Annotated in this window: 17 protein-coding genes and 1 pseudogene; 10 read left to right on the top strand and 8 right to left on the bottom strand. The window is 53.9% G+C overall.

The window, feature by feature from the left end:
* Both B5D20_RS11730 and merR read right to left on the bottom strand, forming a co-directional pair.
* Window positions 1–433, bottom strand: a pseudogene (locus B5D20_RS11730) (IS200/IS605 family accessory protein TnpB-related protein); the annotation flags it as partial.
* Between the two features lie 654 nt (window positions 434–1,087).
* The gene (merR, locus tag B5D20_RS11720; protein WP_078666418.1) at window positions 1,088–1,486 is read right to left on the bottom strand and encodes an Hg(II)-responsive transcriptional regulator; all 399 of its coding nucleotides are present in this window, start codon (window positions 1,484–1,486) and stop codon (window positions 1,088–1,090) included.
* A 129-nt stretch (window positions 1,487–1,615) separates the two neighbouring features.
* Between merR and B5D20_RS14230 the strand changes: the two genes are divergently transcribed.
* Window positions 1,616–1,750, top strand: a complete 135-nt coding sequence (locus B5D20_RS14230; protein WP_278307340.1) for a hypothetical protein — start codon at window positions 1,616–1,618, stop codon at window positions 1,748–1,750.
* Between the two features lie 4 nt (window positions 1,751–1,754).
* Here the strand turns inward: B5D20_RS14230 and B5D20_RS11715 are convergent, their stop codons facing one another.
* The 3 genes from B5D20_RS11715 to B5D20_RS11705 form a co-directional block, all read right to left on the bottom strand.
* Complete coding sequence (locus B5D20_RS11715; RefSeq protein WP_078666417.1) at window positions 1,755–4,118, bottom strand: endonuclease MutS2; 2,364 nt, start codon at window positions 4,116–4,118, stop codon at window positions 1,755–1,757.
* Between the two features lie 4 nt (window positions 4,119–4,122).
* On the bottom strand, window positions 4,123–6,570 hold the full coding sequence (locus tag B5D20_RS11710; RefSeq protein WP_078666416.1) for a U32 family peptidase: 2,448 nt from the start codon (window positions 6,568–6,570) through the stop codon (window positions 4,123–4,125).
* Window positions 6,571–6,697: 127 nt separating this feature from the next.
* Window positions 6,698–7,648: a Nif3-like dinuclear metal center hexameric protein gene (locus B5D20_RS11705; protein WP_078666415.1), complete on the bottom strand. Its 951-nt coding sequence runs from the start codon at window positions 7,646–7,648 to the stop codon at window positions 6,698–6,700.
* A gap of 128 nt (window positions 7,649–7,776) precedes the next feature.
* Here B5D20_RS11705 and B5D20_RS11700 point away from each other — a divergent pair, with 128 nt between their 5' ends.
* From B5D20_RS11700 to B5D20_RS11690, 3 genes are all read left to right on the top strand, one after another.
* Complete coding sequence (locus B5D20_RS11700; RefSeq protein ID WP_078666414.1) at window positions 7,777–8,049, top strand: hypothetical protein; 273 nt, start codon at window positions 7,777–7,779, stop codon at window positions 8,047–8,049.
* A gap of 119 nt (window positions 8,050–8,168) precedes the next feature.
* Entirely contained in the window at window positions 8,169–8,465 is a 297-nt protein-coding gene (locus B5D20_RS14315; RefSeq protein ID WP_078666413.1) for a DUF6922 domain-containing protein, read from the top strand.
* Window positions 8,375–9,067: a nucleotidyl transferase AbiEii/AbiGii toxin family protein gene (locus B5D20_RS11690; RefSeq protein WP_159071926.1), complete on the top strand. Its 693-nt coding sequence runs from the start codon at window positions 8,375–8,377 to the stop codon at window positions 9,065–9,067. The genes B5D20_RS14315 and B5D20_RS11690 overlap by 91 nt, the downstream gene beginning before the upstream one ends.
* Before the next feature lie 16 nt (window positions 9,068–9,083).
* On the opposite strand, the gene B5D20_RS11685 is transcribed toward B5D20_RS11690, so the two are convergent.
* Both B5D20_RS11685 and B5D20_RS11680 read right to left on the bottom strand, forming a co-directional pair.
* A complete protein-coding gene (locus tag B5D20_RS11685; RefSeq protein ID WP_278308386.1) occupies window positions 9,084–9,521 on the bottom strand; it encodes a protease complex subunit PrcB family protein in 438 nt (145 codons plus the stop codon).
* 6 nt (window positions 9,522–9,527) lie between these two features.
* On the bottom strand, window positions 9,528–9,761 hold the full coding sequence (locus B5D20_RS11680) for a cell division protein ZapA (protein WP_078666410.1): 234 nt from the start codon (window positions 9,759–9,761) through the stop codon (window positions 9,528–9,530).
* A 245-nt stretch (window positions 9,762–10,006) separates the two neighbouring features.
* Between B5D20_RS11680 and nuoE the strand changes: the two genes are divergently transcribed.
* From nuoE to hydF, 6 genes are read left to right on the top strand one after another with little or no spacing between them, the layout of a single operon-like run.
* Window positions 10,007–10,537, top strand: coding sequence for an NADH-quinone oxidoreductase subunit NuoE (nuoE, locus tag B5D20_RS11675; RefSeq protein ID WP_078666409.1), 531 nt, complete (start codon window positions 10,007–10,009; stop codon window positions 10,535–10,537).
* A gap of 16 nt (window positions 10,538–10,553) precedes the next feature.
* Window positions 10,554–12,425 (top strand): NADH-quinone oxidoreductase subunit NuoF, encoded by a 1,872-nt coding sequence (nuoF, locus tag B5D20_RS11670; RefSeq protein WP_078666408.1) that lies wholly within the window; start codon window positions 10,554–10,556, stop codon window positions 12,423–12,425.
* 22 nt (window positions 12,426–12,447) lie between these two features.
* Window positions 12,448–14,160 carry an NADH-dependent [FeFe] hydrogenase, group A6 gene (locus B5D20_RS11665; protein WP_200803506.1) on the top strand — a complete coding sequence of 571 codons (1,713 nt, stop codon included), beginning with the start codon at window positions 12,448–12,450 and terminating at the stop codon, window positions 14,158–14,160.
* Window positions 14,161–14,208: 48 nt separating this feature from the next.
* Window positions 14,209–15,591, top strand: coding sequence for a [FeFe] hydrogenase H-cluster radical SAM maturase HydG (gene hydG / locus B5D20_RS11660; RefSeq protein ID WP_242952073.1), 1,383 nt, complete (start codon window positions 14,209–14,211; stop codon window positions 15,589–15,591).
* A 12-nt stretch (window positions 15,592–15,603) separates the two neighbouring features.
* Complete coding sequence (gene hydE / locus B5D20_RS11655; protein WP_078666406.1) at window positions 15,604–16,926, top strand: [FeFe] hydrogenase H-cluster radical SAM maturase HydE; 1,323 nt, start codon at window positions 15,604–15,606, stop codon at window positions 16,924–16,926.
* 15 nt (window positions 16,927–16,941) lie between these two features.
* Complete coding sequence (gene hydF, locus B5D20_RS11650; RefSeq protein ID WP_078666405.1) at window positions 16,942–18,135, top strand: [FeFe] hydrogenase H-cluster maturation GTPase HydF; 1,194 nt, start codon at window positions 16,942–16,944, stop codon at window positions 18,133–18,135.
* A gap of 10 nt (window positions 18,136–18,145) precedes the next feature.
* On the opposite strand, the gene B5D20_RS14365 is transcribed toward hydF, so the two are convergent.
* A complete protein-coding gene (locus B5D20_RS14365) occupies window positions 18,146–18,481 on the bottom strand; it encodes an amidohydrolase family protein (protein WP_479722962.1) in 336 nt (111 codons plus the stop codon).
* Window positions 18,482–18,850 lie beyond the last annotated feature (369 nt).

Here is an 18,850-nt window from a genome sequence, read left to right as displayed (position 1 = left end):
TGACTGCCAGGCGGAGCTTTTCAATAACTTCTGAAGCAGCCCCCTTTTCCTCTGCCTTCGCCAGTTTCCTCATAGCCAGGCTGAGCTTCTTTCTGGCCCGGCCCAGTTTCTTTTCTGTTTCTTCATTTTCTAACTTCAGCAGTTCTGTTTGGGAGTCCAGCAGGGCCTGTGCTTTAAGTCTGGCATCATCCGCATAGCGGGAGTTCAGCCCGAAAAGTTCTTGTCCTGACTTCTTGATTTCATGGCGGGAAGCACCTTCCAGGAGCCGGTTAAAGGCCCACCGCATACAGGCACAGAAGAGACGCATCTCCGTAGTCAGCGGGTCTTCTTCGCCCCTGCTCCACTTCGAAGACCGGTGAGCCGGGTAAATCTCTGGAAAAAACTCCCTGCACACAGTTATGCTAAATTTGTTCTTCTCGTGTTTCTTTGGCATTCCTGATCAGCTCCCCGAAACCCTGCCGGACTTTGCTGCTTCTCCAATGGATAATAGTTCCATTTTTTTATTGTAACAAAACAGTTAAATACAATCAATTATAGTCTAGTTTTCTGAAGCTGCTGCATACCTCCTTATTAACTCCTTATAGAGTTCGAACTGTAGTATAAAGCAAAATTCCCACAGCCATTAAAGTAGAAACCCATAAGATAACTTTATTATACTTATTATCGCTAGGATTTTTCGAGGCCCAATAATGAGACATACCCAACAGTATGATAGTTAAAATAAAAAAGAGTGTCCGATACCTGGACAGGGAAGCTGCTAAAATACTACTGAGGCCACTTAGACCAAGTGGTACCAATATAACTGGCCCCAGTCAGCAAATAGATGCGAAGAAAGCGGAGAATACTGAACCGATGCTGGCTATTTTCTCTTTCATATATTTTTTTCCTCCTCTATCTACAATAAAATGGGCAGTTTTAGGTCATGCCCAGGACCTTAAGCCCAGGACCTTAAGTCAGCAGCCACCTTTACAGTGAGCTACCGGCCGCAACATATACCGTTTCCTCAGCATGTTTCTACCCTCCCTTTCCCGTATACGTAATTTCTTGGAAAGATCAAAATCAGTTGTCATCCTCAACAGCTTTAAGTTCAATCATCTTTTAAAGTTTCAAGGATTGGACATTCTTGTAGCTCTTCCTTATTGGGACAGCGTTCTTTCAATTCGTTCAATATTTTTTCAATCCGTCTTAAATCTTTTATTCGTTGTTGAACTTCATCTATTTTTTGAGAAATAAAATTATACATATCCTTACATCGAATTTCACCTTCATCTATAACCTTTAGTAAGTTATGAATTTCACCCAGAGAAAACCCTAGTTCCTGCATGCGTTTAATAAAAAATATACGCTTTACAGTCTCTTCCGAGTACATTCGATACCCAGAATCTGTTCGTAAAGTTTCTTTGATTAATCCTTTTCTCTCATAATACCTGATAGTTTCTTTATTGACATTACATTTAACAGCCAGTTCACTAATACGATATTTCATCTTATTATCACCCCCTGGATAAAGTATAAACCCTGTACTACGGTACAGGGTCAATAACATTTTTTAACGCGTTTTTTTCAGTTCAAAGGGGATAAACTAATAACAAACCGGCAAAGGAGGTTAAAAACTATGCACCTTTTGTTTGGTCGCCGCCGTGAAAAAGATACCTTCGATTTTCCCAATGCCGGCTTCTGGGCCCTGCATCTGGCCACTATTCCCCTGGTTTACATGCTGGGTAAAATGGCCGGAAGGGACCGGGAATAGGAAATTATAACTCGACTACCGTCACGCCGATGCCGCCCTCATTGGCTGCACCGTGACGGTAATTTTTTACCCGTGGATGTTCTTTTAACGCCTGGGTGATGGCTTTGCGCAAAGCCCCTGTCCCTTTGCCATGGATGACATAGACCTGGTTCAGTCCGGCCACCAGGGCGTTATCCAGATATTTTTCCAGTTCATAAAGAGCCTCATCGACCGTCATGCCCCTTAAATCCAGTTCCCGCTTGATAGCAGCGGTTTTGGCCGACATGAGGCTGCCTGCCCCCTGCACTTGCCCCGCTTCCGGATCAGAACCGGCCCGCAAGCGCAGATCCTCCCAGCGTACCGTCATTTTCAGGGCTCCTACCTGAACTACGGCACTAACACCGGGTTTTATCCCACCGACCACAGTGCCTTCCTGGTTTAAACTCAAGACCTTGACCCGGTCCCCCACTTCCAGCTCCCGCGGTGGTCTGCCTCCGGTAGCAACAGACGGGGTTGTCGGGGTGACAGCCTTGTCCGCTTGCAATTTGCGTAAACGGGAACGGGCATCATAGGCTGCTTGCAAGGTCTGGGCCGAAGGCGCCTCTGCCAGTCGGGCCTTCAACTCTGCCACGATATTTTCCGCCTCCTGGCGGGCCTTTTTCACCTCCGCCCAGGCCTCTTCCCGGGCTCTGGCCAGAATCCGTTCCCGCTGAGCCTCCAGTTTTTCCTTGAGCTGCGCATACTCCTGCCGCAGGCGCTCGCTTTCCCGGCGCAACCGCTCGGCTTCCTGGCGTTCCGCTTCTGCTGCCCGCTGGCTGGCCTCCAGGCTCTGGATCAGATCGGCCATTTCCGTTTCCGCCTTGCTCATAAAGGAACGGGCCCGTTCCACCAGCTCCGGAGCCAGCCCCAGCCGGGCGGCAATTTGCAGGGCATTGGAACTCCCCGGCTGACCGATGAGCAAACGGTAAGTAGGCTGCAGGGTATTGACATCAAACTCCACACTGGCATTTTCAATCCCTGGCTGGCTGAAGGCAAAGGTTTTGAGCTGGCTGTAGTGGGTAGTAGCGATGGTTTTGGCTCCCCGCCGATGCAGCTCTTCCAGAATGGCCTGGGCCAGAGCCGCTCCTTCCGCTGGATCGGTACCTGCCCCCAGCTCATCCAGCAAAACCAAACTATCCCGGTCAGCCTCGGCCAGAATGGAGATGATATTGGTCATATGGGAAGAAAATGTGGAGAGGGATTGTTCGATGCTTTGCTCATCCCCGATATCGCAAAAAATCTGCTGATAGAGGCCAATTTCCGTTCCCAGCTCAGCGGGCAGATGCAAGCCCGCCTGAGCCAGAATCACAAACAGGCCTACTGTCTTTAGAGTCACAGTTTTACCGCCGGTATTGGGCCCGGTGATAATCAGGGTGGTGAAATCCCGGCCCAGCCAGATGGTAACCGGCACTACCCGGCCTTTGATTAAAGGATGGCGCCCGCCTTTAATGTAAATATAGCCATCCCGGTTCAGTTTTGGCCCTACGCCATCCCAGCGCTGGCTCAAAGTCCCTTTGGCCAGGGCAAAATCCAGATGGGCCAGGGCCTCCACCGCCAGTTCCAGCTGGTCAATTTCCGCCACCACCCGGGCCGTCAGTTCCTGCAGAATGCGTTCAATTTCCTCTTCCTCTTCCGCCTTCAGCCTTTTCAGATCATTATTGATTTCCACCACGGCCATGGGTTCAATAAACAGGGTCGCCCCGCTGCCTGACTGGTCATGGATCAGACCGGGGAACTGGCCGCGATATTCATTTTTCACCGGCACCACATAGCGGTCCCCCCGCTGGGTGACAATGGGGTCCTGCAGCATTTTCTGCCATTCCGGGGAACGGATAATCTGTTCCAGTTTTTCCTTCACCCGGACACTATGGCTGCGAATCTGCCGCCGCAGGGCAGCCAGCCGGGGAGAAGCTTCATCAGCCACTTCCCCGCCCGGTAAAATCGCGCGGTAAATGGCATCCTCGACCGGTTTAAAGCTGGCCAGGTTAGCGGCATATTCCTGGAGCAGCGGATAATGTTCCTTCAGTTCTGCAAAAAAGCGCTTCAAGCGGCGGCTGGCCCGCATGCTGTCTGCAACAGCCAGCAGTTCCTCCGGAGCCAGCACCGCGCCCCGTTTGGCCCGGCCCACAGCCTGACGCGGGTCTTTTAAACCGGACCAGGGCAGATCGGGATACACGCGCAACAATTCCCGGGCTTCCTGAGTCTCCTGCTGGCGGCGGCGAATTTCCGCCTCCTCGGTAGTGGGTAACAGGTTTTCCGCCAGCTCCCGGCCCAGGTTGCTCATGGTGCAATCGGCCAACTGGGCGATGATTTTGCTGTATTCCAGTTTTTCCAGAGCGCGATTGTTCATTGTCTTAATCCTTTTCCTCCTCTTCCACCTGCAATACCCCCCGGTACCAGTGGCCTTTGGTCAAACCGCCCGGACTGAGTTTTTGCAGGAATTCCCGGGCCTGAGGCAGCACCTTTCCGGCCAGAGCCTGCCGGTAAACCGCCACCACCTGCCGGATTTTCTCGGAATCTGCTAAACGCAAATCCAGCCGCAGGGCTTTGAGCCCGGACAGGCCGGGAAGGGGCAATTCATCCAGCAAAGCCAGTTCCCTGGGATTAAAAACATGCATGTGACAGAACTGGTCCATGCGCAAGGGGAACACCAGATTGAGGCGGTCTTTCAGCCCGTAAGTTCCCTGGCGACAGGGCTGGGAACACTTTTTGCCGGGCCGCCGTCCCCCCAGCAAACTGCCCACTGCACAATATTCGGAAACCATCATGGTAATATGGCCGTGAACCAGGACCTCCAGCGGCAAGCCCGTGGCCGCCAGCTCCATTACCTGTTCCCCCGTCAGTTCCGGGGAAAGGGTGATGCGGCTGGCTCCCAGCTGCTGCAAGATCTGGACTGTGACTTGATTAAAGGCATTTAAGGGCCAGTCTGCTACTAATTCGCCCTGGTAGCCCTGGGCCCGCAACCAGTGGAGCAAGCCCAGGTTGCTGACCAGCAAACCGGCAGGGGGCCGTTGTTGCAAGATCTGCTCCAGCCAGGGAATATACCCCTGCCATTCTCCCTCCTGCAGAATGCGGGGAGTAGCCAGCCAGAGCCGCTCCATTCCGGGCAGTTGCGCCCAATCCGCTTTTTCCCGCTGGTGCCGCCACCATTCTGCACCCAGATAGACCAGGTCCGCCCCGGCGACCAGGGCCGCTTCCGCCCCTGACCAGCTGGCTACCTGGACGGTGAGCAGGGGTCTGCCCTGGTTGCGGCTCTCTTGCCGGAGTAAAGGCTGCCAGTCCGCTGCCGGTGCTGCCGGTCTGGCCCAGGGTTTAAGCCGTGCTGCCGTCAAGCGGGATATAGCCTGGCGGCGAGCCTCATTGAGCAAGCTGAGAGGCACCATACACTCCCCTTGCAGCCGGGCCTCCAGCCCTACCAGCTGATAGGGGGTGTTGCCCAGGCGTCCCAGCTGCTGCCACAGTACCTCCTCGGTCAGGGGACGCTTCTGGGCCTGCTGGGCTGGTTCCGCTGTCCAGGCTTCCCCCCGGTTCCCCTGTTCATCCAGATAGACCAGGTGTAACGGCTGTCCCACTGACCCCTCTACCTGTACCGTTACCGGCAGGGGTTTAACTTCCCTGCGGGCCCGTTCCATCAAATCTATATCCAGGGTCTTGAAGACCCGGTCACCTACACTGACCTGGCCTGGACTGGGTAACCAGACCTTTTCTCCGGCAGCTGCCGCCACCGGACTGGTCAGCCCCAGCCGTCCGCCTATTTTGACCCAGATTTCCAGACCGTCCCCTACCCGCAGGGGTTCCTCCAGGACCAGCTCAAACCGGCGTTTGGCCCGATCCACCCGGGACACCCGGCCGATTTTCAGGCCCCGGTTATTGGGCCGTTTATAACTCATCAGTTCTGCCCCGGGATTGCCGGCAAAATAGCCGCGGGTGAAATCCCGGTTAAAAATCTGGGCCAGATCTTTTTTCTCCTCAGCTGTTACCTGGAAGGCCCCGGCCGCCAGGCGGTCCAGAGCCTGGCGATAAACCCGCACTACAGTAGCGACATATTCCGGCCGTTTCATTCGACCTTCAATTTTGAGAGAAGTAATCCCTGCTTCGACTAAACGGGGCAAATCTTCCACCAGATTCAAATCCCGGGGACTGAGCAGATGTTTACCCACTTCCTCAGCGGTTAGCTCCCGTCCCTGCTGATCCACGAGGGTATATTGCAAGCGGCAGGGCTGGGCACAGCGGCCCCGATTGCCACTGCGGCCGCCAATCAGGGAAGACATCAAACACTGGCCGGAATAGCAAATACACAGGGCACCATGGACAAAAACTTCCAGTTCGGCCCTGGTCCGGGCCCGAATCCGTTTCATATTTTCCCAGCTGACTTCCCGGGCCAGCACCACCCGCTGAAAGCCCAGTTCTTCCAGCTGCCTGACTCCTGCTGCATTGTGAATAGTCATCTGGGTAGAAGCATGCAACTCCAGATCAGGGAGATATTTACGGGCCAGGGCCGCCAGCCCCAGGTCCTGCAGTATAACCGCATCTGCTCCTCGCTCATAGAGAAAACCCAGGTAATCCAGAGCTTCCGGCAGCTCCTGGTCTGCTACCAGGGTATTAACGGCAACAAATACCTTCACTCCGCGCAAGTGGGCAAAATCCAGCGCTTCCCCCAGTTCCTGGCGGTCAAAATTGGCGGCATACTGGCGGGCACTGAAGTTTTTGCCCCCCAGGTAAACGGCATCAGCCCCATTGGCCACCGCCGCTTCCAGTGCCTCCCAGGAACCTACCGGGGCCAGCAATTCGGGTAGTTTCACAGCAATTACCTCCACCTTATCACTTAAACAATTCTATTCTATCCTAATGGCCAGCTGGCTTCAACTTGGTTTCCATAAAAATACACCTCCAGCCATAGTATGGCTGAAGGTGTCCTGTCCTAAACGGTTAGCGCTTGACCCGAATCAGGCCAGAGCAGGGAATGATTTCAATCCCCGCCGCTTCCAGCCGGTCCAGGAAAAGGTTCATGCCCAGGGAGTCACTGGCAATGTGGCCGGCGATCACTACATTGACACGGGCTTTTTCTGCCCGCTCCCGGTGTTTTTCGCTGATATGCATGCCCACCAGAGTGCCTACTCCTGCTTTAGCCCATTCATCATAGGCATCCTCAGAACCGCCAGTGCCACCGGTCATGTCCACGAAAATCCTACCACAGCGGCGGGATTCATCCCCGACGAAAATGGTGGGACCTGCCCCCTGCCGGGCTGCTTCGGCATATTCGGGGATGGTTTTCAGTTCTTTCAACAAATCGGCAATGGTTTCCGGCTGTTTCTCGTCCAGATATTTTTGTAGCCAGGAAGTGACCAGGTTATCCGAAGGAGTATGACAGCACATCAGGGGGATTTCCAGCAAACGGGCCACATCCACCGGACGCTGGTGGTTATAGGGCATGATATTGCGCATGACTTCCTTGATGCGTCCAGCCATAATGCTTTCAGCGATATTAACCGGCACCCCCCACTGATAGAGGAGGTCGGACTGGATATGCATGACCTGATGCAGGGCCGCAAAAGCCCGCCCCTCCGGATGGTGGGCCAGCACCAGGTCGATTTCCTTGCCTTTTTCCCGCAGCCGGTCAGCCAGCAATAATTCACCGGCTTCGATATCGATGCCCACCAGAATCCGCTTGACTTCCTTCTCCGGGTCCCCCCAGAGAATCCTGGTGTCACTGTAAGGATTGGTCAGGGACTCGGTATCGAAAAAAGCCTTATCTTCCGCTTCCAGTTTTTCGTAGCTTTTCCGGGTCAGGCGCAAATCCCTTTCTACTGCCTGTTTCCCCCGCGGGTCAGCTTCCATTCCCATTTCTACCGCCAGCTGATAGATCTCTTTCAGTTTCATTAAATAGTCCTCCTCTGTCTACGGTATCCTGAAATATTTTACCACAGTATGTCGTAAAGGGCAAATTGACTTGCCAGGGTATGTATATTATGATGAAATTAACCTCTGGGCTGTAAAGGAGAATGGAGATGGCAAGCAAAATTCTTGGCCTGACTGCGGAAGAAATACAGGTGGAATTGAAACGTATTGGTCAGCACTGTCACTGGACGCTACTGGAAGAAAAAAACAATTCGCTGATCTTCCGGACGGAGTTCGGAAACCTGACCTTGACCTGGTCTAGCTTGCCTCCTGAGCAACTGGGCAGTTTCTTTTTGCCAAGAACGCAATTGTTTATGGAAGGGGAACCCACTGCTCTGGTACGGCTGGATGAGGCCCTGCGCTGCCTGCGGGCGGGGGGGTAGGGTTGTTAATTCTATTGTAGTTTCACGCTATTCAACTTATAGCAATTATAATTACGTGGTATAATTATATTAAGATAGTGATTGTCTTGAAGTATAATACAACCAGAGGGTGATAAACCATGCTACCCGTGGAATTGCATCAATTTTTTTGGGAATATGATGTGCAAACATTAGACCAAACCGCCCATTGGTTTCAAATTATAGAACGGATCCTGGAATACGGAGATCTGGAAGCCAACCGCTGGCTTTACCGAACCTATACCAGGGAACAGATTGCAGAAGTAGTCAGGAACAGCCGGAATATATCCAGGAGGACGGCTATTCTGTGGCAAAACCTATTGGGTATACCAAAGGAGGAAGTGGTTTGTTTGAACACATCATGTCAAAGGAACGATATATCCTTCTTGAGCAATTAGCAAGACACTCCCTGGTACAAACCTTTTATTTAGCAGGAGGGACCGGGGCAGCTCTTTATCTGGGCCACCGTTGGTCAGAAGACCTGGATTTTTTCTCAGAGCAAGAATTTGACCCTTTTCAACTTGCCGGAAAACTGGCCAATTTTGAGGGGTTTCTTTTAACCAGCCAGGGACCGGGAACTCTCCACTGTTTTATTTACGGCGTAAAAGTAAGTTTTCTCTATTATCCCTATCCCCGCCTCGAAACCGGGCTTACCTACAAAAACATTCAATTAGCATCATTAAAGGATATTGCCTTAATGAAACTGGTTGCTTTAGTGCAACGGGGGACAAAAAAAGATTTTGTGGACTTATTCTTTTTGGACAAGGAACAGATTAAGTTCGAAGATATTTTTAAAGCTTATCCGGATAAATACCCGGTTAAAACCTTTCAGCCACTGGTTTTTTTAAAATCCCTCGGATATTTTGATGATGCAGAATTAGAGCCAATGCCCAGGCTGTTTCGGGAGGTATCCTGGTCAGAGATCAAAAAATATTTTTTACAACGCCAAAAAGAATTAACAGATTATTTTATATGTAAAGACACTAATTTAGAAAAATAGTAAGAGCAATAAGTCTCTAGCGACACCGTACTTCTACCGCCTGCCGCTCCTTCTTGGCATTCCAGTAATATTTAATACTGATCCGGCTACCCTTGCGGAAATTGAGCTTACCCTGGTAACGAAAAACCAGCACTTTCCCCTGCACCCGGGCCTTGAAAGCCATAGCTCCCTGCCGTCCCAGATACTGCCCCTGTACGGTATAATAGACCGGCGGGGCTTTTATTTCTTGCAGCAGCTTGAATTCAACCCCACTTTCAGACACTATCCGCCAGCGCCAGCCTGCCAGAGGTTTAACCCGGATTATCAGCTGCGGATAGGTAAGCACAGCGGCTGTCACAGCATCAGGAGGCGGTACCTTTTCCCGCACCCGTACCGTGACCACTCCTTCGATTTCTTCCACCCCTGCTACCTCCAGCCCGTAACCAGCCGAGGGCTTTTGCCCCAGATTAATCACCACCCCTCAGGGCAGCATTTTCACCAGACTCTCATATTCTTCCTTTAATGTCAGGTAATCATTGGCCAGATTCAAGGCAGCCAGCACAGCCACCTGGTGTAAAGGCAGAGAAGGATTGCCCGCCAGAATCGAACGCATCATTTCATCCAGCAGGGCAGCTGCCTTTTCAATCTGCTCCGGACTGGCCTCCCCTTTTATGCGATATTTTTCTCTGACAATCGTCACTTCTACCGTGTTCATACCTGATCCCTCCGCCCTGTTTAATTATACCATTCGCCAGTAAATGTTGAACTCCTTTTTTTGTGATAATTATCAAAATTACAACTTTTAGTCCTGGTCTTGTCTCAAGGCCAGCTAATATGTAAAATTAGTTTGTGAAAGTGAAGCTGCGAACAATCCTTTTTATTTTACCATTCTAGGGACCAACATTGTCCCTCCGGGACAAAAATTGTACTAACACAATCACGGAAAGAGAGGGATATGCTATGACTGAATGCACATGTAAGTGTGGCAGCAAAAGCGCCGACCCCAGATTCAAGGAACTGGATGCTATTATCGCCAAACACCGGGAGGAAGCAGGGGCCCTGATTCCGGTACTGCATGCCGCCCAGCAGCTGTTTGGCTATTTGCCCCGGGAGGTCATGGAATATATCGCCAGAGAACTGAATGTCCCGGCCAGTGAAGTCTACGGCGTTGTTACTTTCTATTCCTATTTCTCCACCCAGCCTATTGGCAAATACAAAATCGGTGTCTGCCTGGGCACAGCCTGTTATGTCAAAGGTTCCGGCCTGCTCCTGGAAGATCTGAAAAAGCAACTGGGCATTGACGTCGGTCAGACCACCCCTGACGGTTTGTTTACCCTGGAAGCCACCCGCTGTATCGGTGCCTGCGGTCTGGCTCCTGTTATCGCTATCAATGACCAGGTCTATGGCCGTCTGACCAGTAAAGACCTGGCTGCTATCCTGGAAGAATATCGCCAGCGGGAAGGTCAGGTTTCTCCCGCTATTGCAGGTTAAGCGGAGGTGCAAATTCATGCTAAGTATTAACCAGCTGAATGAACTCAAGGAAGCTGCCCTGGCCCAGCTGGCTTTGCGCCAGGGTCAGGCTGCTGCTGATGGTTATCGCTGGCACATCCTGGTCTGTGCCGGTACCGGTTGTACCTCATCTGGCAGCCTTAAAGTTGCGGAAGCCCTGGAAAGCAGTCTGGCTGAGGCCGGTCTCAGTCAACAGGCCAAAGTGGTTAAAACCGGTTGTTTCGGTTTCTGTCGCTTAGGACCTATTGTAGTAATCTATCCCGACGAAACTTTCTACACCTCTGTCTCTCCAGCTGATGCCGCTGAAATCGTCAATTCCCATCTCCTGCAGGACCGACCGGTAAAACGTTTGCTTTATCACGGGCCTGAGGCAGAGGAAGTGATCGAGAAATTCCGGGACATCGATTTCTTCCGCTATCAAAAGCGGATTGCCCTGCGCAACTGCGGGCAAATTGACCCGGAAAATATCCATGAATACATTGCCCGTGATGGCTACCAGGCCCTGGCCAAAGCATTGACCAGCCTGACTCCTGCTGAGGTTATTGCTACTGTCAAGGCCTCAGGCCTGAGAGGCAGGGGTGGTGGTGGTTTTCCCACCGGTCTGAAGTGGGAATTTACCGCGAATGCACCAGGTGAAATCAAGTATGTCGTCTGCAATGCCGATGAAGGCGACCCCGGGGCCTTTATGGACCGTTCCATCCTGGAAGGGGATCCGCACAGTGTGCTGGAAGCCATGGCCATTGCCGGTTATGCCATCGGGGCCCAGCAGGGTTATATCTATGTCCGGGCCGAATATCCCATTGCCGTGGAACGGCTGAAAATTGCCATTGCTCAGGCCCGGGCCCTGGGTGTGCTGGGCAAAAACATCTTCAACAGCGGTTTTAATTTTGATGTAGATATTCGTTTAGGGGCTGGTGCCTTTGTCTGTGGTGAGGAAACCGCGCTGCTCACCTCCATTGAAGGTCACCGCGGCGAACCCCGGCCCCGGCCGCCTTTCCCGGCAGTCAAGGGTTTGTGGGGCAAGCCTACCCTCATCAATAACGTAGAAACCTATGCCAATATCCCGATGATTATCCTCAATGGTGCTGACTGGTATGCCGCCATGGGGACAGAAAAAAGCAAGGGCACCAAGGTCTTTGCTATCGCCGGCAAAATCAACAATACCGGTTTGATCGAAGTGCCCATGGGCACTACCCTGCGCCAGGTTATCTTCGAAATCGGGGGCGGAATTCCCAATGGTAAGGCTTTCAAAGCCGCCCAGACCGGGGGACCTTCCGGCGGGTGTTTGCCTGCCAGCCATCTGGATACCCCCATTGAATACGATTCCCTGCTGGCAGCCGGTTCGATGATGGGCTCCGGTGGCTTGATTATCATGGATGAAACTGACTGTATGGTGGACATTGCCCGCTTCTACCTGGAATTCACTGTCGATGAATCCTGTGGCAAATGTACCCCCTGCCGGATTGGTACCAAACGCATGCTGGAAATTCTGGAGCGGATCACTTCCGGTCAGGGCACCATGGCAGATCTGGACAAGCTGGAAACCCTGGCCCGCAATATCAAGAACAGTTCCCTTTGCGGCCTGGGCCAGTCCGCTCCCAACCCGGTACTCAGTACTCTTAAACATTTCCGGGATGAGTACCTGGCCCATATCCAGGAAAAGAGATGCCCGGCCGGAGTCTGTCAGGCCTTACTGAACTATGTGATTGATCCTACCCTCTGCAAAGGCTGCAGTCTCTGTGCCAAAGCCTGTCCCGCCGGGGCGATCAGCGGTGTGGTTAAGTCACCCTTTGTAATTGACCAGGAAAAATGCCTCAAATGCGGCGCCTGTGTCAGCAAATGCAAATTCGGAGCCATCAGCAAGAAGTAATGAGGTGAAGATAATGACTGAAATGGTGCAATTGACCATAGATGGACAAACGGTAGAAGTACCAGCAGGCACCACCGTGCTGGAGGCGGCCCGCCAGCTGGGCATCAAAATCCCTACCCTCTGCTATATGAAAGAACTCAATGAAATCGGGGCCTGCCGGGTTTGTCTGGTAGAGGTACAGGGGGCCCGTACTTTGCAGGCTGCCTGTGTCCTGCCCGTTAGCCCCGGCATGGTGGTCAATACCAAAAGTCCGGCAGTACGGGAAGCCCGGCGAACGGCAGTGGAGCTGATTATTTCCGACCACCCCCAGGAATGCCTGACCTGTGCCCGCAACCGTACCTGTGAATTGCGGGTACTGGCCGAGGAAGTGGGAGTACGGCAGATTCCCTATACCGGAGCTACTACTCAGCTGCCTGTTGATGCCAGCTCCCCCTCTATCGTCCGCGATCCCCGCAAGTGTGTCCTCTGTCGCCGCTGTGTGGCAGTATGCCAGCAGGTGCAGCAGGTAGGCTGTCTGCAGGCAGCCGAGCGGGGCTTCGACACCAATATCACTCCGGCCTTTGGGGATAACCTCAATGAGGCAGTTTGCACCTTCTGCGGCCAGTGTGTGCTGGTCTGCCCCACCGGGGCCCTGACCGAGAAAAATGAAACTGCCCGGGTCTGGTCCGTCCTGGCCAATCCCGAAAAGCACGTAGTGGTTCAGGTGGCTCCTGCCGTGCGGGTTTCCATCGGGGAAGAGCTGGGCTATGAACCCGGCACTGTCCTGACCGGTAAACTGGTGGCCGCTCTGCGCCGCCTTGGTTTTGACCGCGTTTTTGATACCAATTTTGCTGCTGACCTGACCATCATGGAAGAAGGTCACGAACTGCTAGAACGGCTGGAAGAGGGCGGCTCCCTGCCGCTGATCACTTCCTGCTGTCCCGGCTGGGTCAAATATATAGAGCATTTCTTCCCCGATTTGCTAAAACATCTGTCCAGCTGCAAATCCCCGCACCAGATGTTCGGGGCGGTGGCCAAAACCTATTATGCCAGCAAACACGGGATTGACCCGGCCAGCATAGTGGTGGTATCCATTATGCCCTGTACCGCCAAGAAGTTTGAAATCCAGCGGCCGGAAATGCAGGCCTCCAGCTACCAGGATGTGGACATCGTCCTCACCACCCGGGAACTGGGCGCCATGCTGCGGGAAGCCGGTCTGGATCTCAGGAATCTGCCTGACGAAGATTTTGATCAGCCTCTGGGCCAATCCACCGGTGCCGGTGTCATTTTCGGCACCACCGGCGGGGTAATGGAAGCGGCCCTCAGAACAGTGGCAGAAGTGACCAGCGGCCAGCCCCTGGCTGAGATTGAATTCCAGCAAGTGCGGGGCTTCAATGGCATTAAGGAAGCGGAAGTAGAACTAAAAGGGCGCAGGCTGAAACTGGCGGTAGCCCACGGCCTGGCCAATGCCAAACAGCTGCTGACCGCCCTGCAAAAAGGCGAAGCGGAATACCATTTTATCGAAATTATGGCCTGTCACGGCGGCTGTATCGGTGGTGGCGGCCAGCCGATTCCTACCACCTGGGAAGTGCGGCAAAAGCGGGCCCAGGGTATTTACCAGTGCGACTCCCAGGCCCGGTTCCGCAAGTCCCACGAAAACCCGGCTATCAAGGAGCTGTATGCCGAGTTTCTGGGCCATCCTTTGAGTCACAAGAGCCACCAGCTTTTGCATACCAGGTACCAACCACGCCGCTAATGTGTTAAAATATTAGACAGAGGTAAATCAGAATCGGAGGTAATGATTATGCAAATTCCAACCTGGCTGGCGGAAGCTGATCTGGAAAATCTGCTCAGGGAAGCGGCTAAGCCTTCTGCTCCCCGGGTGCGGGAGATTCTGGCCAAAGCAGCAACTGCGCAGGGCCTGACTCTGGCCGAAGCGGCTCAGCTTCTGCAAATCGAAGATGAAGAACTGCTGACCGAGCTGTTCCAGGCCGCCGGTCAGGTGAAGGAACGGATTTACGGGCGAAGGGTGGTCATCTTCGCCCCCCTTTATCTAACCAATGAGTGCCACAATAATTGCCTCTACTGCGGCTTTCGGGCAGCCAACCGCAGTTTGGCCCGCCGCACCCTGACTGTGGAAGAGGCCGTGGCTGAAGCGAAAGCCCTGGAAAGCCAGGGCCACAAGCGCTTGCTGCTGGTAGCCGGTGAAAATGGCCGCCAGGCCGCTGTAGACTATATCGTTCAGGTGATTGAAGCCATTTATCAGCAGGCGGATATTCGCCGCCTCAATGTCAATATCGCCCCACTGGATGGGGAGGGCTTCCGCCGCCTGAAAGCGGCCGGAATCGGCACCTATCAACTTTTCCAAGAAACCTATCATCTCGACACTTACAGGCAGATGCACCCTGCGGGAGCGAAAGCCGATTATCACTGGCGGGTCAGCGCCCCGGAACGGGCCCTGCAGGCCGGTATCGATGATATCGGGATGGGCGTCCTCTATGGTCTCTATGACCACAGGTACGACACCCTGGCGCTGCTGGCCCATGCCCATTATCTGGATCGCACTTATGGGGTTGGCCCCCATACCCTGTCTGTACCCCGGCTGCGTCCGGCTCCGGGATCACAGCTCCAGGCTGCGCCCTATCCCGTTTCCGACCGGGATTTCAAGAAAATCGTGGCCGTTCTGCGCCTGGCTGTTCCTTACACCGGCCTGATTCTTTCGACCCGGGAGACGCCAGCCTTCAGGGATGAACTCTTGCATCTGGGTATTAGCCAGATTTCCGCCGGTTCGGCTACTTCCCCCGGCGGTTACCGGGAACGGGCCCGGACTGCCGACCCGACAGAACAGTTCGCTATCGAGGATCATCGCACTCTGGATGAAGTGATTACCTGTGTCCTCCAGGCGGGGTTCATCCCCAGTTTTTGCACCGCCTGCTATCGCAGCGGCCGCACCGGGGAACGCTTTATGCAACTGGCCAAGAGCGGTAATATCCAGAATGTCTGCCAGCCCAATGCCCTGCTGACTTTACAGGAATATCTCCTCCACTTTGGCAGTGAGGCTGCCCGCAACGCAGCTGCCCCTGTCCTGGCTAAAGAGCAGGAAGCCATCCGGCGGGAGGATATTCGCCGTCTCACCGCTGACCGCTTGCGCCGTCTGGAGCAGGGCGAAAAAGATCTGTACCTGTAAGGCGGTGAAGTCATGAGTCTCCTGCAAAAATTCATGGCTAAGGCCAGAACAGAGCCATCATTGCTGCTGGTCTGTGCCTCCACCCAGCATATGTTGAAAGCAGACCACGCCTTGCGGGAAGCGGGAATTGCAACGGAACTGCTGCCTACTCCCCGGGGCATAGGTTCAGCCTGTACCACTGTCATCCGCTTTGCTGCCAGCCACCGGACCGAAGTGGAAAAAATCCTGGCCGCTGAAGCCATTGAGTGGGAAGGCATCTATCCTTATTCCACCCAGCCCCGGCGCATCGACTGGTCACCAGTCTATGCCTACCCCCTGGCCGCTGATTACCGGGAATTGCTGCAGCGTCTGGAGCGGGAAGAACCCTTGAGTCAGGAGGAGCTGGCCCGTTTACTGGCTGTGCAGGATGAAGCGGAAGAACAGGCTTTGCTTACCGCCGGTGATCTGGTCCGCCAGGAATGTGTAGGCGACATGGTGGATATCCGGGGTGCCATCGAGTTTTCCAACTACTGCCGTAAAAACTGTTACTACTGTGGCCTGCGCCGGGATAATACAGTTCTGCCCCGTTATCGCATGAGCGAAGAGGAAATTCTGGCCACAGTGGATGAAATCTACCGTCTGGGCTTGCGCACCGTGATCCTGCAATCGGGCGAAGACCCCTATTATACTACGGAAAAAATCCTGCGTCTCATCCGGACCATCAAGGAAAGATACGGCCTGCGCATCACCCTCAGTCTGGGAGAACGCAGGGCGGAAGAATACCGGCTACTTCGGGAAGCAGGGGCCAACAACTATCTGCTCAAACTGGAAAGCGGCTCCCCCTATCTGTTTGCAGCCGCCCATCCTGATGATGATTACGGGGAACGGCGGCGACATCTGCAGTTAATCAAACAGGCCGGACTTTTAAGCGGATCCGGCAATATCGTGGGCCTTCCCGGGCAGACAGTAATGGACCTGGCCGCCGATATTCTCCATTTTAAAGATGATGGCATTCACATGATCGGTATCGGCCCCTTTTTACCGGCAGCCAATACCCCCTGGGCCGATCAGCCGCCAGGGGATTTGCACCTCTGTCTGCGGGTAGTGGCCCTGACCCGGATAGTCTGCCAGAATGTTTTCCTGCCCGCCACTACCGCTATGGCTACCCTGCATCCCCGCGGCCAGGAACTGGCTCTGCGCGCCGGTGCCAATACCATTATGTTGATTATGACCCCACCCCAGTACCGGGGTAATTACCAGATCTACAGCAACAAAAATCCCGTCAATCTCAACTATGCACTGGAGCAGATCGCCCGGGCCGGCCGCCGGCCCCCCCGGTATCTGCGCCAGGGATGAACAGGAGGAACACTGATGCTGGAAACCCCTCGTGCCAATCGCCTGCATATTGCCCTTTTCGGTCGCCGCAATGCCGGTAAATCCAGTCTGATCAATGCCCTGACCAACCAGGACATCGCCCTGGTCTCCCCTATCCCCGGCACCACCACAGATCCAGTCTACAAAGCCATGGAAATCCTGCCCCTGGGCCCGGTAGTGCTGATCGATACCGCCGGTCTGGATGATGAAGGGGAACTGGGCCAGCTGCGGGTACAAAAAACCCGGGAAGTGCTGCCCAAAGCCGATCTGGCCCTGCTGGTGGTGGATGCTACTACCGGGATAACCAGCTTTGACCGGGAGATCGCCGCCCTCTGCCGGCAGCACAACCTGCCCCTGGTCGGCGTGCTAAACAAGAGCGACCTGGCTGACCCCGATCTGGCTGCTGCCCGGGCCGTCCTCGACCTCCCCTGGGTAAAGGTTAGCAGCCGTACCGGCGCCGGAATCGAAGAACTGAAACAGGCGATGATCGAGCAGGCCCCGCAAAACTGGGAGCCGGAAACTATCCTGGGCGACCTGGTCAAGCCCGGTGATACAGTGGTACTGGTCGTCCCCATTGACTCCGCTGCTCCCAAAGGCCGCTTGATACTGCCGCAAGTTCAGGTACTGCGGGATTGCCTGGATCATGGGGTAATGGCCTATGTTTGCCGGGAATTCGAACTGGAACAAACCCTGGCCAATCTCCAGCAGCCCCCGGCCCTGGTGGTCACCGATTCCCAGGCCTTTGGCCTGGTCTCCCGGCTGGTGCCAGAAAATGTACCATTGACCAGCTTTTCCATCCTCTATGCCCGCTACAAAGGAGATCTGGCCACCCTGGCCGCAGGTGCACGAGCGATCTCAGCGTTAAAACCCGGGGACCGGGTGCTGATCGCTGAAGCCTGTACCCATCACCGGCAACCCGATGATATCGGCAGGGCCAAAATTCCCCGCTGGCTCAATCAGCTGGCAGGCGGAGAACTGCAGTACACCTGGTCATCCGGGCAGGGCTATCCCGATAACCTGGAGGATTTTAAATTAATCGTCCATTGTGGTGCCTGTATGTTAAACCGGCGTTCCATGCTACACCGCCTGCAACAGGCCCGCAGTCGCCAGGTGCCCATTGTCAACTACGGGGTACTGATTGCTGCCGTCCATGGCATTCTGGAACGGGTTCTGAAGCCTTTTGGGGTGTAAAACAGAAAATTTAAGACCCTTTGTCAATATATCTGGCAAAGGGTCTCTTATTCGTCTTCCAGCAATTGTCTGGCATTTTCACGAATATACAATTCAATGTACTTTCCGATAGTCCCAAAGTTAACAAGGTCTGGAGTCCTGCTTGCGGTGCATACTCCATAATGGGAAAATCGCTGCCATACAAGAAACGGTGTGGATATTTTTCCATAAATTGGGCCAGGGTAGGTAACGGTACCTGTACCCCGGGATTACCCAGTACCCAGGAGGTATCGAGATAGACATGGGGATAGGTTTCCACCAGCTGAATGGCTTTTTCAAACTCACGTTGTAATGCGGCCTGATAGATTGGTTCTAATCCGGGACCATCAGCAGCAAATTGTTGTACTGATAACTGCAGTTTAAAACCAGCAAATTGCCAGTGATCTAAAACCCTGATATCCTCCCACCCCTAAAAGGGGTGGGGTTCCCCTTCTAGAAGTGGTTGGTTTTATAATTCGCGGCTGCCCGGAACAGACCTAAGCGGCCTGCCTGAACGTCCCCTGTTCACGGCCTGGCGATGTGGTTTTTCTCCACACGAACAGGTTGACCGCAGGGCGTGCCAGTGCGCCCACTACTCCCGACCGGTCCGGCAGTGCCAGACCGGACTCACGGAGATACCTTTGCAGAATGTTATATGCGCCTACCAGATCGGCGTTCAGTACGACACCGCAGTGGA

Source organism: Carboxydocella sporoproducens DSM 16521 (assembly GCF_900167165.1).
In the GTDB taxonomy this organism is placed as follows: Bacteria; Bacillota.
Note: the sequence above shows the minus strand (reverse complement) of the source record. Positions and strands in the feature narration are given on the sequence as shown.